Source organism: Shewanella nanhaiensis, from assembly GCF_019457885.1.
In the GTDB taxonomy this organism is placed as follows: domain Bacteria; phylum Pseudomonadota; class Gammaproteobacteria; order Enterobacterales; family Shewanellaceae; genus Shewanella; species Shewanella nanhaiensis.
Genome location: NZ_JAHZST010000001.1, coordinates 549,280 through 567,188, shown reverse-complemented (window position 1 = coordinate 567,188; position 17,909 = coordinate 549,280). Strand labels below are relative to the sequence as shown.

Here is a 17,909-nt window from a genome sequence, read left to right as displayed (position 1 = left end):
GAAGATATGTAAGGCATCAAGAAAAGGTTGAAAAACAGGAGCAGCCGCAATTAGATTTGAAGTAGACAACGCCCCCTTTTAGGGGGCTAATGCAAAGCCACCTTCTTCAGAAGGTGGATTCTTTACTTACTCGAAGCCATTTCTTAACAGCTAAAAGATTTAGTCAACGATTCTGAGCAGTTCGTTGATCCCCACTTTTCCGCGAGTTTTAGCATCGACTTTTTTAACTATGATTGCAGCGTAAAGGTTATAAGTTCCGCATTTAGAGGGAAGGGTACCTGATACGACGACAGATCCAGCAGGAACTCGTCCGTAGTGAATTTCACCCGTTTCGCGATCATAGATACGTGTACTTTGTCCTAGGTATACGCCCATAGAGATAACGCTACCCTCTTCTACAATCACACCTTCAACGACTTCTGAGCGTGCTCCGATAAAGCAGTTATCTTCAATAATGGTAGGTCCAGCCTGTAGTGGCTCTAATACGCCGCCTATGCCAACACCACCAGAAAGGTGTACATTTTTACCTATTTGAGCACATGAGCCAACTGTCGCCCATGTATCGACCATAGAGCCTTCATCAACATATGCTCCAAGGTTGACATATGAAGGCATCAATACGGTATTTTTGCCGATAAAAGAGCCTTTACGGACGGCTGCTGGAGGGACGACGCGAATCGCCTCCTCTCTGAAGCGTGCTTCATCGTAATCGGCAAACTTCATTGGTACTTTATCGAAGTACTTAGTTTCTGCTCCATCGATAACACCATTATCGAAGATACGAAATGAGAGTAATACGGCTTTCTTCAGCCATTGGTGAACATACCATTGGCCATCAATCTTTTCAGCAACTCTAGCTTCACCTGTGTCGAGCATGTTAATTGCTTTCTCAACATCTGCACGTACACTTGGCTCCACAGTACTTGGACTAATCTCTGCGCGCACTTCAAAAGCTGCTTCTATGCGTTGGCGTAAAGCCTCCATTAAAATCTCCCAATTGTGTCATTGATTAAATTTGTCGAGCAATGATTATATACTCAAGTCATCTAAAATTGTTTTGCTCTGAGAAAATATAAAAGAATCAATTAGCATAATTCATGCAAACTGACACTTTTCTGATGATTAATCAGCAAACTGATAACCTATTTCTCTTGCTATTAACTCTTAGCTTGCTTTGAAAACGCCTTAATTAGGCTCTCCTGGAGCAAGCCCTTCTGCTCTGAATTAAGCTCTTCACCATCGATGTTTTGTAGCATAAAAAAGTCTTCAGCGCGTTCACCTATGGTGGTGATTTTTGCTGCCAGTAGCCGGATCTGGCAGCGATATAAAATATCTCCTACTTTTGCCAGTAACCCAGGACTATCTAGTGTAATAAGCTCCATCATACTTGTACTGCTGCGACGCGAGGGCAGGAAACTCACCCGAGTCGGCACATTAAAAGGCTTCATCTGGCGTGATAGTTTTTTGAACTTGGGTAACTTGGCTGTATCACTGTTGAGGGCTTTTATCAGGGCTTTTCTGAGACTCTGAATCCGTGATATTTGAGATACCGGTGTCCCATCCTGTTCAAGAATGACGAAGGAGTCGAGTACATAACCATCTTTTGAGGCCATGACGGTGGCATCATGAACATCGATATTCTTATTATCTAAAACCGCCATGACGGTGGCAAACAGTTTAGGTTTGTCCTGACCGTAGATAAATAGCTCAGTGCCACCACGAGTGGTGTGTTTGGAGATAAGTACTAAGGGCTCGGTCTGCTTATGTTTTAAAATTGCATCACAGTGCCAGGCTATCTGGTTGGCTTGATGTTTTAAAAAATAGTCAGCTTTAAACCTCTGCCAAAGTGTGTCTATGCCTTTCTCTTTCACGCCACGTCTGAGTAGCTCTTTTTTTGCTTTAGCCTGATGCTCTCGGACTCGAGCGCGAATATCGACAGGCTTCTCTTTACCCCGGGCAAGCACCCTCTGTGTTGAGAAGTAGAGATCTCTAAGTAGCGAGCCTTTCCAGCTGTTCCAGGTTTTTTCGTTAGTTGCACATATATCAGCCACAGTTAGACAGTAGAGATAGCTAAGATGTACCGCATCACGCACTTTATCGGCAAACTCTCCAACCACATCGGGATCGGATATATCGCGTCTTTGAGCTGTGACGGACATGACTAGATGATTCTCAACCAGCCAACTAACCAGTCGGCCATCATGATCGTTAAGATCATGTAGTTTACAAAACTCCAGTGCGTCTACAGCGCCTAATTTACTGTGATCGCCACCTCGGCCTTTACCAATATCATGGAAAATGGCCGCCAACACCAAGAGCCCTTTTTTAGGGAGTTGATTGATAAGTACTGAGCCTAAGGGAAACTCCTCTTTCTGCTCAGTTTGGGAGAACCTATCAATATTTTGCAAAAGCCTGTGGGTGTGCTCATCGACAGTATAAGCATGGAATAGATCAAATTGCATCTGACCTTCAATCTCTCGCCATGCAGGCAGGTATGACGAGAGCACACCATGTCTGTGCATGAGTGAGAGTGACGCTATGCCGCGAGGGTGACGTAATATCTCTGAAAATACGGCGCGGCACTCAGGAATCTCCATTAAAGGTCTAGTTAGCGAGCGTCTTGCCTTTCTTAAACTTCTTAGTGTCGGTGCATAAATCCCTTGAATATTGGAGTTTTTTGCAGCAAGCAAGAACAAGTTTAAAATCTCAACTGGGTTATCAAACAGCGACTCGTTTAAGCTTTCAATAAAACTTCCACGTAGCTGGTAGTTTTGATTAATAGGTTTTATTTCAAGAGCCTTTGTATGACCAAGCGTGGCTCGTTTAAACAGTTGTAGCAGCATCTGATTGAGTTCCATCACTCGGCGAACCGTTTGATAGTAACGCTTCATCATCTGCTCAACACCCAGTTGAGTCGAGTCTTCATAACCGAGAAGGTCTGCGACTTGGCGTTGAAGATCGAACAGTAATCGATTTTCATCTCTGCCAGAGATGATATGCAGGGCAAACCTGAGTTCCCACAGGAATGATTGGCACTCCAGCAGCTCCTCCAGTTCATCGGGTTCTAAGAAACCATGGCCAACCAGATCTTCTGTTTTTGAGGCATCAAAATAACGCATTGCCACCCAAGCGACAGTATGAATATCTCTTAATCCGCCGGGACAGGTTTTCAGGTTCGGCTCTAGGTCAAAAGCACTGGCTTTGGCATGGCGGGCAAATTGCTCATCTCGTTTGGCGATATAGAATTTGCTTGGGGGCCAGAACTCATCATCCCTGATACTTGCATATAAAGCTTGATATAAGGCATTTGGGCCAGATAGTAACCTTGATTCAATAAGGTTTGTGGCTATGGTGACGTCGCTCTTTCCCTGTTCAATGGTCTCCTTAATACTGCGAACACTGTGTCCAACTTCGAGGCCTGCGTCCCATAGAAAAGCGATATATTCACCGAGTGCGGCTTCAGCGTTTGGACTTAGCTGTGAATCGATAAGAAACAGCAGGTCAATATCTGATTGAGGGTGTAGTTCGGCCCTACCATAACCGCCAACGGCGATCAGTGCGATAGGAAAAGTATCGAGTTTTTGTTCGGCCCATTGTTGTTGCAAAAGTTGGTCGACAAAGTGACAGCGCTGAGCCACTAACTGTTTGATATCTCCCTTAAGACGAAATTGAGAGAGTAGTTCATTATTCTGTTCGAGTAGTGCTGCTTTGGCGAGTAGCGCTGGTGAAGTGGTCATCGAGTCCCTTGAAATACGCTAAACATGACCTAATCAGTTGATAAAACCTGCACTGGTTAGGTCATCAGTCTGTTTGAGATTAGTGATTAATTATCCGTGGGAAGTCCTCTTCTGCACGAAGCGTTAATACCTCGACCCCTGTTTTAGTCACTAACAGTGTATGTTCCCACTGAGCTGATTTTTTACCATCTGAGGTCGTCACAGTCCAGTTGTCCTCTTTATCTAGGATACAGGTGTGGCGTCCGGCATTGATCATAGGTTCAATGGTAAAGCACATACCTGGACGTAAAACAGTTTTGTCATTGTTTTTGTAGTGCATGACCTGAGGCTCTTCGTGGAAACCCGCGCCGATACCGTGGCCACAGTAATCTTTGACTATGCTGTACTTCTCAAGGCCTGTTTTCTTACCTTTGATAAATTTCTCTACAATGGTGCCAATTTCGCCTAATTTCATTCCTGGACGAACCTTTTTGATACTGGCGTAGAGGCTCTCTTGAGCGACACGGCAAAGACGCATATCTTTAGCACTAACATCACCGATAAGGAACATCTTAGAGGTGTCACCATGGTAACCATCTTTAATTACGGTGATATCCAGATTGACGATGTCACCGTCTTTTAGTGGGCGATCATTTGGGATGCCGTGACAGATAACGTCATTGACCGATGTGCAGATCGATTTTGGAAAGCCGTGATAATCGAGAGGGGCAGAGATAGCACCGTTCTCTTCAGTGAATTTTGCACAAATTTCATTAAGCTCATTCGTCGTCACACCCACCTTTACAAAAGGGGCTACCATCTCTAGAACTTCAGAAGCCAGCTTGCCCGCGGCGCGCATCTTTTCAATCTCTTCAGCAGTCTTTATCACTATACTCATTAAGCTATCTCTCGGGGGTTATTTCATGACGAATTCAGCGTGCAATTTACATCAAAAATTTGTGTTTGTAATCCTAATATGGTATAAAGCGCGCCGTTATGTTTGACTCTAGCACCTCTTTTTGCAAATGCGAAGTGACTCTTAATGCTCTGCATTTAGAATTCTAGCAACTTGCTTGGGGTGAAGAGTTAAGATGGCGGCCATTATACATGGCTAACTTGTAAATACTAAATCACACACGTGTCGACACATTCTCCGGGGTGCCTCTAGAAGGTCGGAGATATGGGATACGTGGAGGTCTAACCCCTAAATTATTAAGGTATTAAAATGACTACAGTTTCAATGCGCGACATGCTACAAGCCGGTGTTCACTTCGGTCACCAGACTCGTTACTGGAACCCAAAGATGAAGCCATTCATCTTCGGTGCTCGTAATGGTGTTCACATCATCAACCTAGAGCACACTGTGCCTATGTTCAATGAAGCACTTGCTTTCATCAGCAACGTTGCATCAAAGAAAGGTAAAGTTCTTTTTGTTGGTACTAAGCGTGCTGCAAGCGAAGCTATCAAAGAGTCTGCTATCTCTTGTGATCAGTACTACGTTGATCACCGCTGGTTAGGCGGTATGTTGACTAACTGGAAAACAGTTCGTCAATCAATCAAGCGTCTTAAAGATCTTGAGAGCCAGTCTGTTGACGGTACTTTCGACAAGCTTACTAAGAAAGAAGCGCTTATGCGTACTCGTGAGCTTGAGAAGTTAGAAAAATCTCTTGGTGGTATCAAGAACATGGGCGGCCTACCTGACGTTATCTTCGTTATCGGTGCTGACCATGAGCATATCGCTATTAAAGAAGCTAATAACTTGGGTATCCCAGTTGTAGCTGTTGTTGATACTAACTCTTCTCCAGACGGTATCAACTACATCGTTCCTGGTAACGATGACGCAATGCGTTCTATCCGTTTATACACTGAGTCTGTTGCTGCCGCTGCTAAAGCTGGCCGTGGCCAAGACCTAGCTGTACAAGCTGAGCAAGACGGTTTCGTCGAAGCTGAATAATAAGGCTGATGATTTTCATCTCCCATATTAACCAAGATACTTGATTGGTGAACAGGGGCCCTCTCATCTAACATGACTGGCCCCTGTTTTATATCTAGTGAATTTGTAGAATTATCTGTAGAGGATTTAACAATGGCAATTACTGCTGCCCAAGTTAAAGAACTTCGTGACCGCACTGGCGCTGGCATGATGGACTGTAAAAAAGCACTGACTGAAACAGCCGGTGACATCGAACTAGCGATTGATAACATGCGTAAGAGCGGTGCTGCAAAGGCTGCTAAGAAAGCAGGTAACATCGCTGCTGAAGGTACAATCCTAATTAAGAATGGCGAAGGTTATGCCGCGCTGTTAGAAGTTAACTGTCAAACTGACTTCGTAGCAAAAGATTCTAACTTCCTAGCTTTCGCTAACGAAGTGCTAGACGTTGCTGCTGCATCTAAAGTGACAATCGAAGATCTGAAAGCTCAATTCGAAGAGACTCGTGTTGCTCTTGTTGCTAAAATCGGTGAGAACATCAACGTACGTCGTGTAGAGTACATCGATGGTGCAAACCTTGCTCAATACCGTCACGGTGAGCGTATCGGTGTTGTTGTAACCGGTGAAGCTGACGAAGAAACACTTAAGCACGTTGCAATGCACGTTGCTGCTTCTAAGCCTGAGTATGTTAATCCTTCTGACGTTCCTGCTGAAGTTGTTGAGAAAGAAAAAGCACTTCAAATCGAAATCGCTATGAATGAAGGCAAGCCTGCTGAAATCGCTGAGAAGATGGTTATTGGTCGTATGAAGAAGTTTACCGGTGAAGTTTCTCTTACTGGCCAAGCTTACATCATGGAACCTAAGAAAACTGTTGGCGAAGTTCTTAAAGAGAAAGGCGCTAGCGTTTCAAACTTCATTCGTTTAGAAGTTGGCGAAGGTATCGAGAGAAAAGAAGAAGATTTTGCTGCAGAAGTTGCTGCACAAATCGCTGCTACTAAGGCTTAATCTCCTTAATCAAGCACCCCTAAGACCGTAGCAACCGCTGCGGTCTTATCGTATTTTACCTATCGGCAAAAATCAGGACAATAACAATGAGCACGAATCCTAAACCTGCATTTCGACGTATTCTTCTTAAACTCAGTGGTGAAGCCCTAATGGGCGAAGAAGGCTTTGGCATAGATCCTAAAGTGTTGGATCGTATGGCTCAGGAGATAAAAGAACTGGTTGAGCTTGGCATTCAGGTAGGTGTTGTTATCGGTGGTGGTAACTTGTTCCGTGGGGAAGGGCTAGCACAGGCTGGTATGAACCGCGTAGTGGGTGATCACATGGGTATGCTAGCAACTGTGATGAACGGCTTGGCGATGCGTGATGCATTGCACCGTGCCTATGTAAATGCAAGACTGATGTCTGCAATTCCGCTTAAAGGCGTATGTGATGATTACAACTGGGCAGAAGCGATTAGCTTACTAAAATCTGGCCGTGTAGTTATCTTTGCTGCGGGTACTGGTAATCCATTCTGCACAACCGACTCTGCTGCTTGTTTACGCGGTATTGAGATCGAAGCTGAAGTCGTTTTAAAGGGCACAAAAGTAGACGGCGTTTACTCAGATGACCCTGTTAAAAATCCAGATGCAGTAAAGTACGACGAAATGGGTTACGATGAAGTACTTGAAAAAGAATTAAAAGTGATGGATCTTGCTGCGTTTACCATGGCGAGAGATCACGATATGCCTCTATTGGTATTTAACATGAACAAACCTGGTGCTCTACGCCGCGTTATTATGGGTGAGCATGAAGGGACTATGATCAGGGCAAGCCGTCCCGAGTAAGCTTGTCATTGATACGTTAGCTTTAGATTAGATAGATTAAGCATTCAGAGACTTATAAAGGATAATTAACGTGCTAAATGAAATTAAGAAAGATGCTCAGGATCGCATGGATAAATGCGTTGAAGCGACTAAGACACAGATGGCTAAGGTTCGTACTGGCCGTGCACATCCAAGCCTACTAGATTCGATTAAAGTGCCTTACTACGGCTCTTTAACGCCACTAAAGCAAGTGGGTAATGTCTCTATTGAAGATTCACGTACTCTGGCTATCTCAGTATTTGATAGCACGATGATCCCAGCTGTAGAGAAGGCGATCATGAGCTCAGATTTAGGTCTAAACCCTATGTCTGCTGGTGCGACAATTAGAGTTCCACTTCCTGCATTGACTGAAGAGCGTCGTAAGGACCTCATCAAAGTGGTTCGTGCTGAAGCTGAAAACGGCCGTATCGCTGTTCGTAACGTTCGTCGTGACGCTAACTCAGATGTTAAAGCCCTAGAGAAAGAGAAAGAGTGTACAGAAGATGATGTACACCGCAGTGAAGATGAAGTGCAAAAGTTTACCGATGCACACATTAAACTGATTGATGAGATATTGGCTGCAAAAGAAGCAGAGTTGATGGAAGTCTAATCTAGGACTAAGAAACTAGAGTTCAGACGCCGTGTAGAGGTATACTACACGGCGTTTGTCTATTTAAAGGGTTGTAATAGATGTCGATCGACTCCCAATCTGGTCCTGAGTTCTCTGCTGAAGAGCTCGCAGAACTTGTTAAGCTGTCTATTCCCAAGCATGTTGCCATCATTATGGATGGTAATGGTCGCTGGGCGCAGGCGCAGGGTAAGCCTAGGGTCATGGGGCATAAAGCGGGTGTGAAAACAGTGAGGCGTGCGGTAAGTACAGCCAGAGAGATGGGGATTGACTCGTTAACACTGTTCGCATTTTCGAGTGAAAATTGGCGTAGACCCGACAAAGAGGTCACCCTCTTGATGGAGCTGTTTTTTACCGTGCTTCAACGAGAGATTAAGCTGCTACATAAAAATGGGGTAAGGCTGAATATCATAGGTGATACTAGCCGTTTTTCAGAACGACTACAGAAGCAGATCGCTGCGGCGGAAGAGAAGACCGCTGAGAATACTGGCATGGTCCTCAATGTGGCTGCTAACTATGGTGGTCGTTGGGATATCATGCAAGCGGCTAAAACGTTAGCTGAAAAAGTACAATCTGGTGAAATGAGCAGCAGTCAGTTCACTGAAGAGGCCCTAAGCCAACATTTAAGCATGCAAAATCAGCCTGAAGTTGATTTAATGATCCGTACAGGTGGCGATTACCGCATCAGTAACTTTGTTCTCTGGCAAGCTGCCTACGCAGAGCTAGTGTTTACTGATACGCTATGGCCGGATTTTGATGAGCATGCTTTTAAACAGGCAGTAGCGACCTTTGCTTCAAGGCAACGTCGATTTGGTTTGACAGGCTGTCAAATAGAGTCGTTGCAAGAAAATAAATAATTTAGAGGGACAGTTTTGCTAAAACAACGAATAATAACGGCAATTTGGTTAATTCCCTTGGTTTTGGGGGCTATTTTTGGGCTCCCCACAGAATACTTCTCCTGGGCTCTTATAGGTGTATTTCTGATCGCAGCCAAGGAGTGGGGGCAGATAATCGATAAACGCTGTCAAATGACGCAGTGGAGTTTTACCATCACCATAGGTGTTTTGCTGGTCGCACTTAACCTGTTTGTTCCAAGTGATGAACTTTGGTTTAAAGGTCAACTTCATCCTGTGTTTCTTTCGATTATTCTCATTGGTGCTATCTGGTGGGCTGTTGCATTTCTTTTAGTGATCTCTTTCCCTAAAAGCGCCGCATTGTGGCAAAAAAGTCACATGTTTAAGTCTATGTTTGGACAACTCACTCTCATTCCATGCTACACAGCCCTTGTTGCACTTAAGGGGTTGAGCACTCAAGTGGATCCATACTATGGCGGCTCTCTTGTATTTTTGGTCATGTTAGTTGTGTGGGCAACGGATAGTGGTGCTTACTTTGCAGGGAAGGCACTGGGTCGTACTAAATTAATGCCAAATGTGAGCCCTGCTAAAACTATCGAAGGTTTAGTTGGCGGTTTGGCCATGAGTATGTTGATAGTGGTGGGAATCATGCAGGTTTCTCCTGAGCAGGAGTTAGGCTTACTGGTTTGTGTGACACTTTTTGTGGCCTTGGTTTCTGCCGTTGGCGACCTGTCTGAGAGTATGTTTAAACGTGTTGCTCAGATTAAAGATTCAGGCAAGATATTACCAGGTCACGGTGGGGTGCTAGATCGTATCGATAGTTTAACGGCCGCACTGCCTATATTTACACTAATCTATATCGCATTTTGGATGTAACTTTATGCAAAGCATGGTGATTTTGGGGGCGACTGGCTCCATAGGCGCTAGCACGCTCAGCGTTATTGCCAGTAACCCTGAAACATATTCAGTTTACGCCTTAGTCGCTAATACGAATGTTGATAAGATGATGGCTCTGTGCGAGCAGCACAGACCCAAAGTCGCGCATATGGTCGATGAGCAGGCTGCAAAATCTTTGCAAGCACGTCTGTCACCAAGTTTAAAGATAGAGGTAACAACAGGGGAGTCACAGCTTGAAGGTATTGTGACTTCAAGCTCTGTAGACACTGTGATGGCTGCGATTGTTGGAGCGGCAGGATTAGTGCCTACGTTAGCTGCGGTTAAAGCGGGTAAACGTGTGCTCTTGGCAAATAAAGAGTCATTGGTGATGTCTGGTCGTCTCTTTATTGAAGAGATGAAAAAGTCTGGTGCTCAAGTGCTACCTGTTGACAGTGAACATAATGCCATTTTTCAAGCACTTCCTGAGTCAGTACAGCAAGAGATCGGTTTCTGTGATTTAGATGGAGCTGGGATCTCGCATATCCTGCTTACTGGATCTGGAGGGCCGTTCTTGACATCACCGTTAAGCTCATTGCCTCAGATGACACCTGCTCAGGCTTGTAAACATCCTAATTGGTCCATGGGGCGCAAGATCTCTGTTGATTCAGCCAGTATGATGAATAAGGGTCTTGAGTATATTGAGGCGCGCTGGTTATTTAATGCATCGGTAGAACAATTGAAAGTAGTGATCCACCCTCAAAGTGTTATCCACTCGATGGTTCAGTACCGTGACGGCTCTGTTATCGCTCAATTAGGCAACCCGGATATGCGTACACCGATTGCACATTGTATGTCCTATCCACAAAGAATTAACTCTGGAGTTGAACCTTTAGACTTTTTCAAAGTCGGACAGTTAAGCTTCTTAGAACCTGACTTTACTCGTTTTCCCTGTTTGGCATTAGCCATCGATGCTTGTAATCAAGGACAGGAAGCCACCACAATATTAAATGCAGCCAATGAAATCTCAGTTGCTGCGTTTTTAGATAATAAAATTAAGTTTACCGATATTGCTAAAGTGAATGAAACCTGTTTAAGTCAGGTTGCAAAACAAGCACTAAACAGTATTGATGACATTTTAGCATTAGATGTACAGACTCGTGCCTATGCTTCAGAATGGGTAAATAAGATTTAACTGATCTCTGAGGAAGGGAATGATCGATTTTTTATGGAACTTAGGTTCCTTTATCATTGCGTTAGGTATATTAATTACTGCACATGAGTATGGCCATTTTTGGGTTGCTAGGCGCTGTGGAGTTAAGGTCGAGCGTTTCTCTATCGGTTTCGGTAAGGCGATTTGGCGTAAAGTGGGTAAAGATGGCACTGAGTATGTCATCGCGCTTATCCCGCTTGGTGGCTATGTTAAGATGCTTGATGAGCGAGTCGATGAGGTTCCTGAAGAGCTTAAAGAACAGGCATTTAATCGCAAATCAGTGTGGCAGCGTATAGCCATTGTTGCCGCAGGGCCGCTAGCTAACTTTATTTTCGCTATTATCGCTTTGTACTTTATGTACTTGATTGGTGTCCCATCAATCAAACCTGTTATAGATACCACCACAGAGAATACACCTGCTGAACTGATTCAGGTGCAAGAGCCGATGCAGATAACCTCTGTGGGTGGAAAAACGGTGAGAAATTGGGAAGAGGTTACTTATGCCTTAGTTGGGCATATTGGTGATCCTGAGATAGCGTTGACGCTTAGACCCATGAGCCAAAACAGTGAGGTTAACGATTCAACCCCGTTAAATTTAGGTAAAACCTACACATTAGATACTAAAAACTGGCAGTTTGACCCAGATAAAGAGTCGCCAATTACCTCATTAGGTTTGGGCATCTATAGGCCCGCTATTACACCGGTATTGGGTCTTGTTAGTCCAGATGGTGCTGCAGCCGCAGCGGGTATTGAAGTGGGTGACAGTTTAGTCTCCATGAATGGCGAGCCTTATCAGAGTTGGGATGGGTTTGTTGAGGTGATAAAGTCTTCAGCAAATAAACCCGTAGAGTTAATGGTGAGACGTGGTGGCGAGCAGCTTAAATTTATCGTTACCCCCCATGAAAGAAAAGGCGCTCAGGGCCAAGTCGAGGGAGTGATAGGAATCGCTCCAACTCAAGCTGCTTGGCCTGAGAATATGAAACTTCAGTTGGAATACGGTTTTATCGAATCTTTTGCGGTAGCAGCAGATAAAACATGGCAACTTGTCGATGTCAGCTTTAAGATGATTGGCAAGTTGATCTCCGGCGACGTTTCGGTGAAAAATTTAAGTGGACCAATATCCATTGCACAAGGTGCGGGTAGTAGTGCTAACTATGGATTGGTTTATTTTTTAGGTTTCCTCGCGTTAATCAGCGTTAACTTAGGTATTATCAATTTATTACCTTTACCAGTGCTTGATGGGGGACATCTGTTATATTACTTCGTTGAAGTGATCACAGGCAGGCCTGTACCGGAAAAGGTTCAGGAAATTGGATTCAGATTTGGGGCAGCTATGCTGCTAATGTTGATGAGCATTGCGCTTTTCAATGATTTCTCCCGACTCTGAGCAAGGACACACATATAATTAGAAGTGCTCTATGAGATTGAATAAACTTTTTGCCTCGATGGTATTAGTCGGTGCGTCTTTATCAGGGAACGGTTGGGCAGACACATTCCAGCCTTTTGAAGTCACAGATATTCAAGTGCAAGGTCTACAGCGTGTAGCTCTTGGTGCAGCCTTACTGACAATTCCAGTCAAGGTTGGTGATACTGTTGATGAACTTAAACTTCGTCAAGCGATCAAAAGCTTGTACGCCTCCACAAACTTCGAACATATTGAAGTGAGCCGGGATGGCGGGGTGTTGGTTGTTACGGTCAAAGAGAGGCCGACAATCAGCGCCGTTACTTTCGAAGGCAATAAAGATATTAAAGATGAGCAGCTGCAGGAGAGCTTAGATGGATCCGGAGTGAAAACCGGTGAAGCGCTCGATCGCACTATGCTGTCTGGTATCGAGAAAAGCCTACAAGATTTTTACTATGGTGTTGGTAAGTATGGTGCCAAGGTAGAAGCTCAAGTTATTAATTTACCTCGTAATCGTGTTGAGTTGAAATTCAACTTTACCGAAGGTTTAGCGGCTGAAATTAAGCAGATTAACTTTGTTGGTAATGAGGTCTTCAGTGATGCAGAACTGACTGGCATGCTTGAGCTTAAAGACTTTGTGGCATGGTGGGATCTGTTTGGTGAGCGTCGTTACCAGAAGCAGAAACTGCAAGCCGATCTTGAAACTGTCAAATCTTTCTACCACAACCGTGGCTACATTCGCTTTGATGTGACCTCTACACAAGTCACCATGACGCCTGACCGTAAAGGGCTTTACATCACGATTAACGTCAATGAAGGTGAGCCGTATAAGGTTAAAGAGGTGAACCTAACTGGCGACTTGATGGGGCGTGAGAAATTGATGGAGGCGATCCTTCCGATTAAGGCTGGAGATACCTACAATGGCGCTGATGTGACCTTTGCCGAAGAGATGTATGGCAAGTATCTTGGTCGTTTTGGTTACGCTTATCCTGAAGTGAAAACTTTTCCTGAAATTAATGATGAGACCAAAGAGGTCAGTCTGAACGTTAACATCAAGCCAGGTAAACGGGTTTATGTTCGTAGCATTAACTTTTCGGGTAACCAGATAACCAAAGATGAGGTGATGCGACGCGAGCTTCGTCAGATGGAAGGTGCTTGGTTAAATTCAGCTCAAGTTGAGCAGTCTAAAGCTCGTTTGAATCGACTTGGTTATTTTGAAACGGTTGATACTGAAACCGTACAGGTTCCAGGTACTGATGATCTGGTTGATGTGGCGTTTAATGTAAAAGAGCAGCCCTCAGGTTCCTTTAATGCGGGTATCGGTTACGGCACAGAGTCTGGCATGAGCCTGCAGTTTGGTGTGCAGCAGAGTAACTTCTTAGGCACAGGTAATCAGGCAGGTATTAACTTAAATACCAACAAGTACTCTAAGAACGTTAATCTCTCTTTCACCGATCCCTACTTTACTAAAGATGGGGTGAGTTTAGGTGGAAGTATTTACTGGAACGAGTTTGATGCAGATGAAGCAAACCTAGAAGCTTATAAAAACAGCTCATACGGTATTGCGGTTAACTCAGGTTTCCCGATAAACGAATATAACCGTATCAATGGTGGTTTAGGCTACCGTCATAACGAAATTTCTGAAATTTCCGCTTATGAGCAGGCACTGCGTTTCTATAACATCTATCGTGATAGTGACGATCCTAATGCATCTCTCTCTTTTGATAACTTTGAAGCAAATTTGGGCTGGTACCGTAGTACGCTAAACCGAGGCACTTTCCCGTCGGATGGTTCATCACAGCGTTTAAGTACTAAAATGACTGTTCCAGGTTCAGATCTGCAATATTTTAAAGCTGATTTGGATACTAGTTTCTATTTCCCAATCACTCGAAATCACAGCTTTGTGCTATTAACTAAAGCACGCTTGGGTTACGGTAACGGTTATGGTCAGTTTGAAGATAACGATCAGATCTTACCATTCTGGGAAAACTATTACTCAGGTGGTAGTAGCTCACTGCGTGGATTTAAGTCTAACTCAGTGGGGCCACGTTCATTCTATTTGACTCGTGGTTTAGAGCCTTGCTCACCGGATCCATCGGGTGATGGTTGTTACTTACCAGGGGATCCTAACCAAATTCAGGTTAGCTCTGGTCGCTCTATCGGTGGTAATGCGATAGCTACTGCCAGTATCGAGATGATAGTACCAACGCCTTTCTTAGATGAAGCATATACCAACTCAGTTCGTACTAGTTTCTTCCTTGATGCTGGTAACGTTTGGGATACTGAGTTTGATTATGATTCATATAGATACCTTCCGGCTCATGAATTTGATAAGCTAGAGGATTACTCTGATCCGGCTCGGATCCGTGCCTCATGGGGTATGAGTGTACAATGGTTGTCACCGATGGGACCTATGGTGTTTAGCCTTGCATGGCCACTTAAAGAGTATGAGGATGATCAAACTGAGATCTTCTCATTTAATATTGGTAAAACTTTCTAAATTCTAACTAATTAAATAAAGATATCTCGGCAAGTTTTGCTGAATACAAGGAGTATTTTTGATGAAAATGTTTAATCGCGCGATGACGGTTTTGGTTCTACTAGCAGCCCCTTTAGCTGCACAGGCAGAGAAGATTGCAGTTGTTGATATGCAAGCCGTTTTCGAACAGTTACCCCAGCGCGAGCAGGTAAGTAAAACTCTGAAAACTGAGTTTGGCGATCGTGTTGCTAGCGTACAAAAGATGCAGGAAGATCTGCGCGGTATGCTAGAGAAGCAACAACGTGACGGTGCCTTGATGAGCGAGACTCAGAAAACTGAGATGGTTCGTAAAATGGAGTCAATGAAGTCTGAGCTTCAACTTAAAGGTAAGGCGCTGGATGAAGATATGCGTCGTCGCCAAGGTGAAGAGCAGAACAAGCTATTAGTTAAGGTTCAGCAAGCTATTAACAAAATTGCTGAGAAAGAGAGTTATGACATGGTGCTACAACGTGGCGCTGTGATCTATGTTAAGCCAACTGCTGACATTAGCAATAAAGTTGTTGATGCTCTAAGCAAAGGTTAACAACAAAGGCTAATTATTGATGAATAGCTACACGTTAAGAGAGCTTGCAGAAGCTCTCGACGCTGAGATTCAAGGTGATGAGACACTGGTTATTTCCAGTGTCGCGACACTGGAAAATGCTGCCCAAGGGCAGCTCTCTTTTTTAGCGAACCCTAAATATCGCGCTCAGCTTGAAACGACTCAAGCGAGCGCGGTGTTGATCTCACCAAAAGCACTTGATGGCTTTAGTGGCAATGCTCTGGTTCTGAATGATCCCTATGTGGGCTTTGCCAGAGTCGCTCAACTATTAGACACTACCCCTAAGTCAGCAGTTGGTATCGACGCATCTGCAGTCATTCACCCGAGTGCAAGCTTAGGTGAGGGTGTGGCTATTGGCGCTAATGCGGTGATTGGCGAGAATGTTATCTTAGGTGAAAACGTTCAGGTAGGCCCTGGTTGTGTTATCGGTCAAGCGTCTATTTTAGGAGCTGGCACCCGCCTTTGGGCTAATGTGACTATCTACCACAATGTTCACCTTGGACAAGATTGTATTATTCATTCAGGTGCAGTGCTTGGCTCTGATGGCTTTGGTTATGCGAATGAACGTGGTCAGTGGATCAAAATTCCACAAACTGGTGGTGTTCGTATCGGTAACCGAGTTGAGATAGGCGCCAGTACTACTGTCGATCGCGGCGCGATTGAGCACACAGAGATCCACGATGGTGTTATCCTTGATAACCAAGTACAGATAGCTCACAACGATATTATTGGTGAAAATGTTGCGATAGCGGGTAATTCTACTATTGCAGGCAGCACTAAGATTGGAAAATACTGTATTATAGGCGGAAATAGTGCGGTTGCTGGCCATCTAACGCTCGCCGATGGTACCCATGTTTCCGGTGGTACTAATGTCACTAGCGTGATCCGTGAGCCTGGTGTTTACACCTCAACAAGTGTCGCTATGCCAAATAAATTATGGCGTAAAAATACAGTTAGATTTAAACAGTTAGATGAACTATTTCAACGAGTTAAGAAACTTGAGAAAAGTGTTCAAACAGAGGATTAACTGCTTATACGCAGTTTGAGGAATATTTAGTGTCAGAACAATTAAATACTATGGATATCAAAGAGATCATGAGCTTTTTGCCCCATAGATACCCGTTTCTATTGATTGATCGAGTGTTGGATTACACACCTGGTGAGACGCTACATGCGATCAAAAATGTCACTATCAATGAACCTTTTTTCCAGGGACATTTCCCGGTTCAACCTGTGATGCCTGGTGTACTTATCTTAGAAGCGATGGCACAAGCGACGGGTCTTTTAGCTTATAAGACCATGAAAGAGGTGTCTGACAACTCTCTCTATTATTTTGCTGGTATCGACAAGGCTCGTTTTAAGCGTGTTGTTGAGCCTGGCGATCAGCTTCATTTTGAAGTTAAGATGGTCAAAGAGCGCCGAGGGATAGGGGTGTTCACTGGTGAGGTTAAGGTTGATGGTGAGCTAGTTTGCTCGGCAGAGATCATGTGTGCTCGTAGAGAGATCAGCAAGTGATAGATAAATTAGCGTATATTCACCCTGATGCCAAAATTGGTAACAATGTCACTATCGGCCCTTGGACCTATATCGGTGCAGATGTTGAAATCGGTGATGATTGTTGGTTAAGCTCTCACGTAGTCGTGAAGGGGCCAACGGTTATTGGTAAGGGCAATAAAATATTTCAATTTGCCTCTGTGGGTGAAGATTGCCAAGACAAAAAGTACGCTGGTGAGCCGACACGTCTAATTATGGGTGATAATAATATCATTCGTGAATCTGTGACGATCCACCGTGGTACTACCCAAGATAAAGGTGAGACTCGCATAGGCTCAAACAACCTGTTTATGGCCTATGTTCATATCGCCCATGACTGTGTTGTTGGCAACAATGTGATCATGTCTAATAACGCCTCTATTGCTGGCCATGTACATGTAGGCGACTGGGCTATTTTAGGTGGTCTAACTGGTGTACACCAGTTTGTTCATATCGGTGCACATGCCTTTACAGCCGGCTATTCGCTTATCTTGCAAGATGTCCCTCCATTTGTGATGGCATCTGGTCAGCCAGGCATTCCTCGTGGCTTGAACAGTGAAGGAATGAAGCGTCGCGGCTTCTCTAAAGAGAGTCAGATGGCGGTTAGAAGAGCGTACAAGACCCTTTATCGTAAGGGGCACACAGTTGAAGAGGCGGTAGCCGCTTTGGCTGAAGAGTCTGATGATGAGCAAGTTAAGCTGTTAATCGACTTTGTAACTAGCTCTAGTCGTGGCATTATTCGCTAACACTAGCAACAAATAGCACTATCGATGAGCCCGTTAATAGACGGGCTCTCTGTTTTATAGCTATTTATGATTGGTATAATAAGTCTG

General features: G+C 44.3%; 16 protein-coding genes and 1 pseudogene. 14 read left to right on the top strand and 3 right to left on the bottom strand.

Translation table 11 applies throughout. From position 1 onward, the window contains the following. Window positions 1-65 (top strand): annotated as a pseudogene (locus K0625_RS02250) (IS200/IS605 family transposase); the annotation flags it as partial. A gap of 94 nt (window positions 66-159) precedes the next feature. On the opposite strand, the gene dapD reads toward K0625_RS02250, so the two are convergent. The 3 genes from dapD to map form a co-directional block, all read right to left on the bottom strand. After that, window positions 160-984 carry a 2,3,4,5-tetrahydropyridine-2,6-dicarboxylate N-succinyltransferase gene (dapD, locus tag K0625_RS02245; protein ID WP_220108162.1) on the bottom strand — a complete coding sequence of 275 codons (825 nt, stop codon included), beginning with the start codon at window positions 982-984 and terminating at the stop codon, window positions 160-162. 173 nt (window positions 985-1,157) lie between these two features. Next, window positions 1,158-3,737, bottom strand: a complete 2,580-nt coding sequence (gene glnD / locus K0625_RS02240; protein ID WP_220108161.1) for a bifunctional uridylyltransferase/uridylyl-removing protein GlnD — start codon at window positions 3,735-3,737, stop codon at window positions 1,158-1,160. A gap of 79 nt (window positions 3,738-3,816) precedes the next feature. Next, window positions 3,817-4,614, bottom strand: a complete 798-nt coding sequence (map, locus tag K0625_RS02235) for a type I methionyl aminopeptidase (protein ID WP_220108160.1) — start codon at window positions 4,612-4,614, stop codon at window positions 3,817-3,819. Window positions 4,615-4,941: 327 nt separating this feature from the next. On the opposite strand from map, the gene rpsB reads away from it, so the two are divergent. The 13 genes from rpsB (at window position 4,942) to lpxA (ending at window position 17,822) form a co-directional block, all read left to right on the top strand. Continuing rightward, window positions 4,942-5,670: a 30S ribosomal protein S2 gene (rpsB, locus tag K0625_RS02230; protein ID WP_012325887.1), complete on the top strand. Its 729-nt coding sequence runs from the start codon at window positions 4,942-4,944 to the stop codon at window positions 5,668-5,670. A gap of 132 nt (window positions 5,671-5,802) precedes the next feature. Then, window positions 5,803-6,651, top strand: a complete 849-nt coding sequence (gene tsf / locus K0625_RS02225) for a translation elongation factor Ts (RefSeq protein WP_012325886.1) — start codon at window positions 5,803-5,805, stop codon at window positions 6,649-6,651. Between the two features lie 86 nt (window positions 6,652-6,737). Further along, window positions 6,738-7,475 carry a UMP kinase gene (gene pyrH / locus K0625_RS02220; protein WP_012325885.1) on the top strand — a complete coding sequence of 246 codons (738 nt, stop codon included), beginning with the start codon at window positions 6,738-6,740 and terminating at the stop codon, window positions 7,473-7,475. Window positions 7,476-7,545: 70 nt separating this feature from the next. Further along, window positions 7,546-8,103 carry a ribosome recycling factor gene (gene frr, locus K0625_RS02215; protein WP_012325884.1) on the top strand — a complete coding sequence of 186 codons (558 nt, stop codon included), beginning with the start codon at window positions 7,546-7,548 and terminating at the stop codon, window positions 8,101-8,103. A gap of 80 nt (window positions 8,104-8,183) precedes the next feature. Beyond that, window positions 8,184-8,978, top strand: a complete 795-nt coding sequence (gene uppS, locus K0625_RS02210; protein WP_220108159.1) for a polyprenyl diphosphate synthase — start codon at window positions 8,184-8,186, stop codon at window positions 8,976-8,978. A gap of 15 nt (window positions 8,979-8,993) precedes the next feature. Continuing rightward, complete coding sequence (locus K0625_RS02205) at window positions 8,994-9,851, top strand: phosphatidate cytidylyltransferase (RefSeq protein WP_012325882.1); 858 nt, start codon at window positions 8,994-8,996, stop codon at window positions 9,849-9,851. A gap of 4 nt (window positions 9,852-9,855) precedes the next feature. Continuing rightward, window positions 9,856-11,043 carry a 1-deoxy-D-xylulose-5-phosphate reductoisomerase gene (ispC, locus tag K0625_RS02200; RefSeq protein WP_220108158.1) on the top strand — a complete coding sequence of 396 codons (1,188 nt, stop codon included), beginning with the start codon at window positions 9,856-9,858 and terminating at the stop codon, window positions 11,041-11,043. A 19-nt stretch (window positions 11,044-11,062) separates the two neighbouring features. Further along, on the top strand, window positions 11,063-12,448 hold the full coding sequence (gene rseP / locus K0625_RS02195; protein WP_220108157.1) for a sigma E protease regulator RseP: 1,386 nt from the start codon (window positions 11,063-11,065) through the stop codon (window positions 12,446-12,448). Between the two features lie 31 nt (window positions 12,449-12,479). After that, complete coding sequence (bamA, locus tag K0625_RS02190; RefSeq protein WP_220108156.1) at window positions 12,480-14,963, top strand: outer membrane protein assembly factor BamA; 2,484 nt, start codon at window positions 12,480-12,482, stop codon at window positions 14,961-14,963. Window positions 14,964-15,030: 67 nt separating this feature from the next. Then, window positions 15,031-15,525 (top strand): OmpH/Skp family outer membrane protein, encoded by a 495-nt coding sequence (locus K0625_RS02185; protein WP_041418226.1) that lies wholly within the window; start codon window positions 15,031-15,033, stop codon window positions 15,523-15,525. A 19-nt stretch (window positions 15,526-15,544) separates the two neighbouring features. Continuing rightward, the gene (gene lpxD, locus K0625_RS02180) at window positions 15,545-16,570 is read left to right on the top strand and encodes a UDP-3-O-(3-hydroxymyristoyl)glucosamine N-acyltransferase (RefSeq protein ID WP_220108155.1); all 1,026 of its coding nucleotides are present in this window, start codon (window positions 15,545-15,547) and stop codon (window positions 16,568-16,570) included. 29 nt (window positions 16,571-16,599) lie between these two features. After that, window positions 16,600-17,058: a 3-hydroxyacyl-ACP dehydratase FabZ gene (gene fabZ, locus K0625_RS02175; RefSeq protein ID WP_220108154.1), complete on the top strand. Its 459-nt coding sequence runs from the start codon at window positions 16,600-16,602 to the stop codon at window positions 17,056-17,058. Next, a complete protein-coding gene (lpxA, locus tag K0625_RS02170) occupies window positions 17,055-17,822 on the top strand; it encodes an acyl-ACP--UDP-N-acetylglucosamine O-acyltransferase (RefSeq protein WP_220108153.1) in 768 nt (255 codons plus the stop codon). Before fabZ ends, lpxA begins: the two co-directional genes overlap by 4 nt. Window positions 17,823-17,909: the final 87 nt, after the last annotated feature.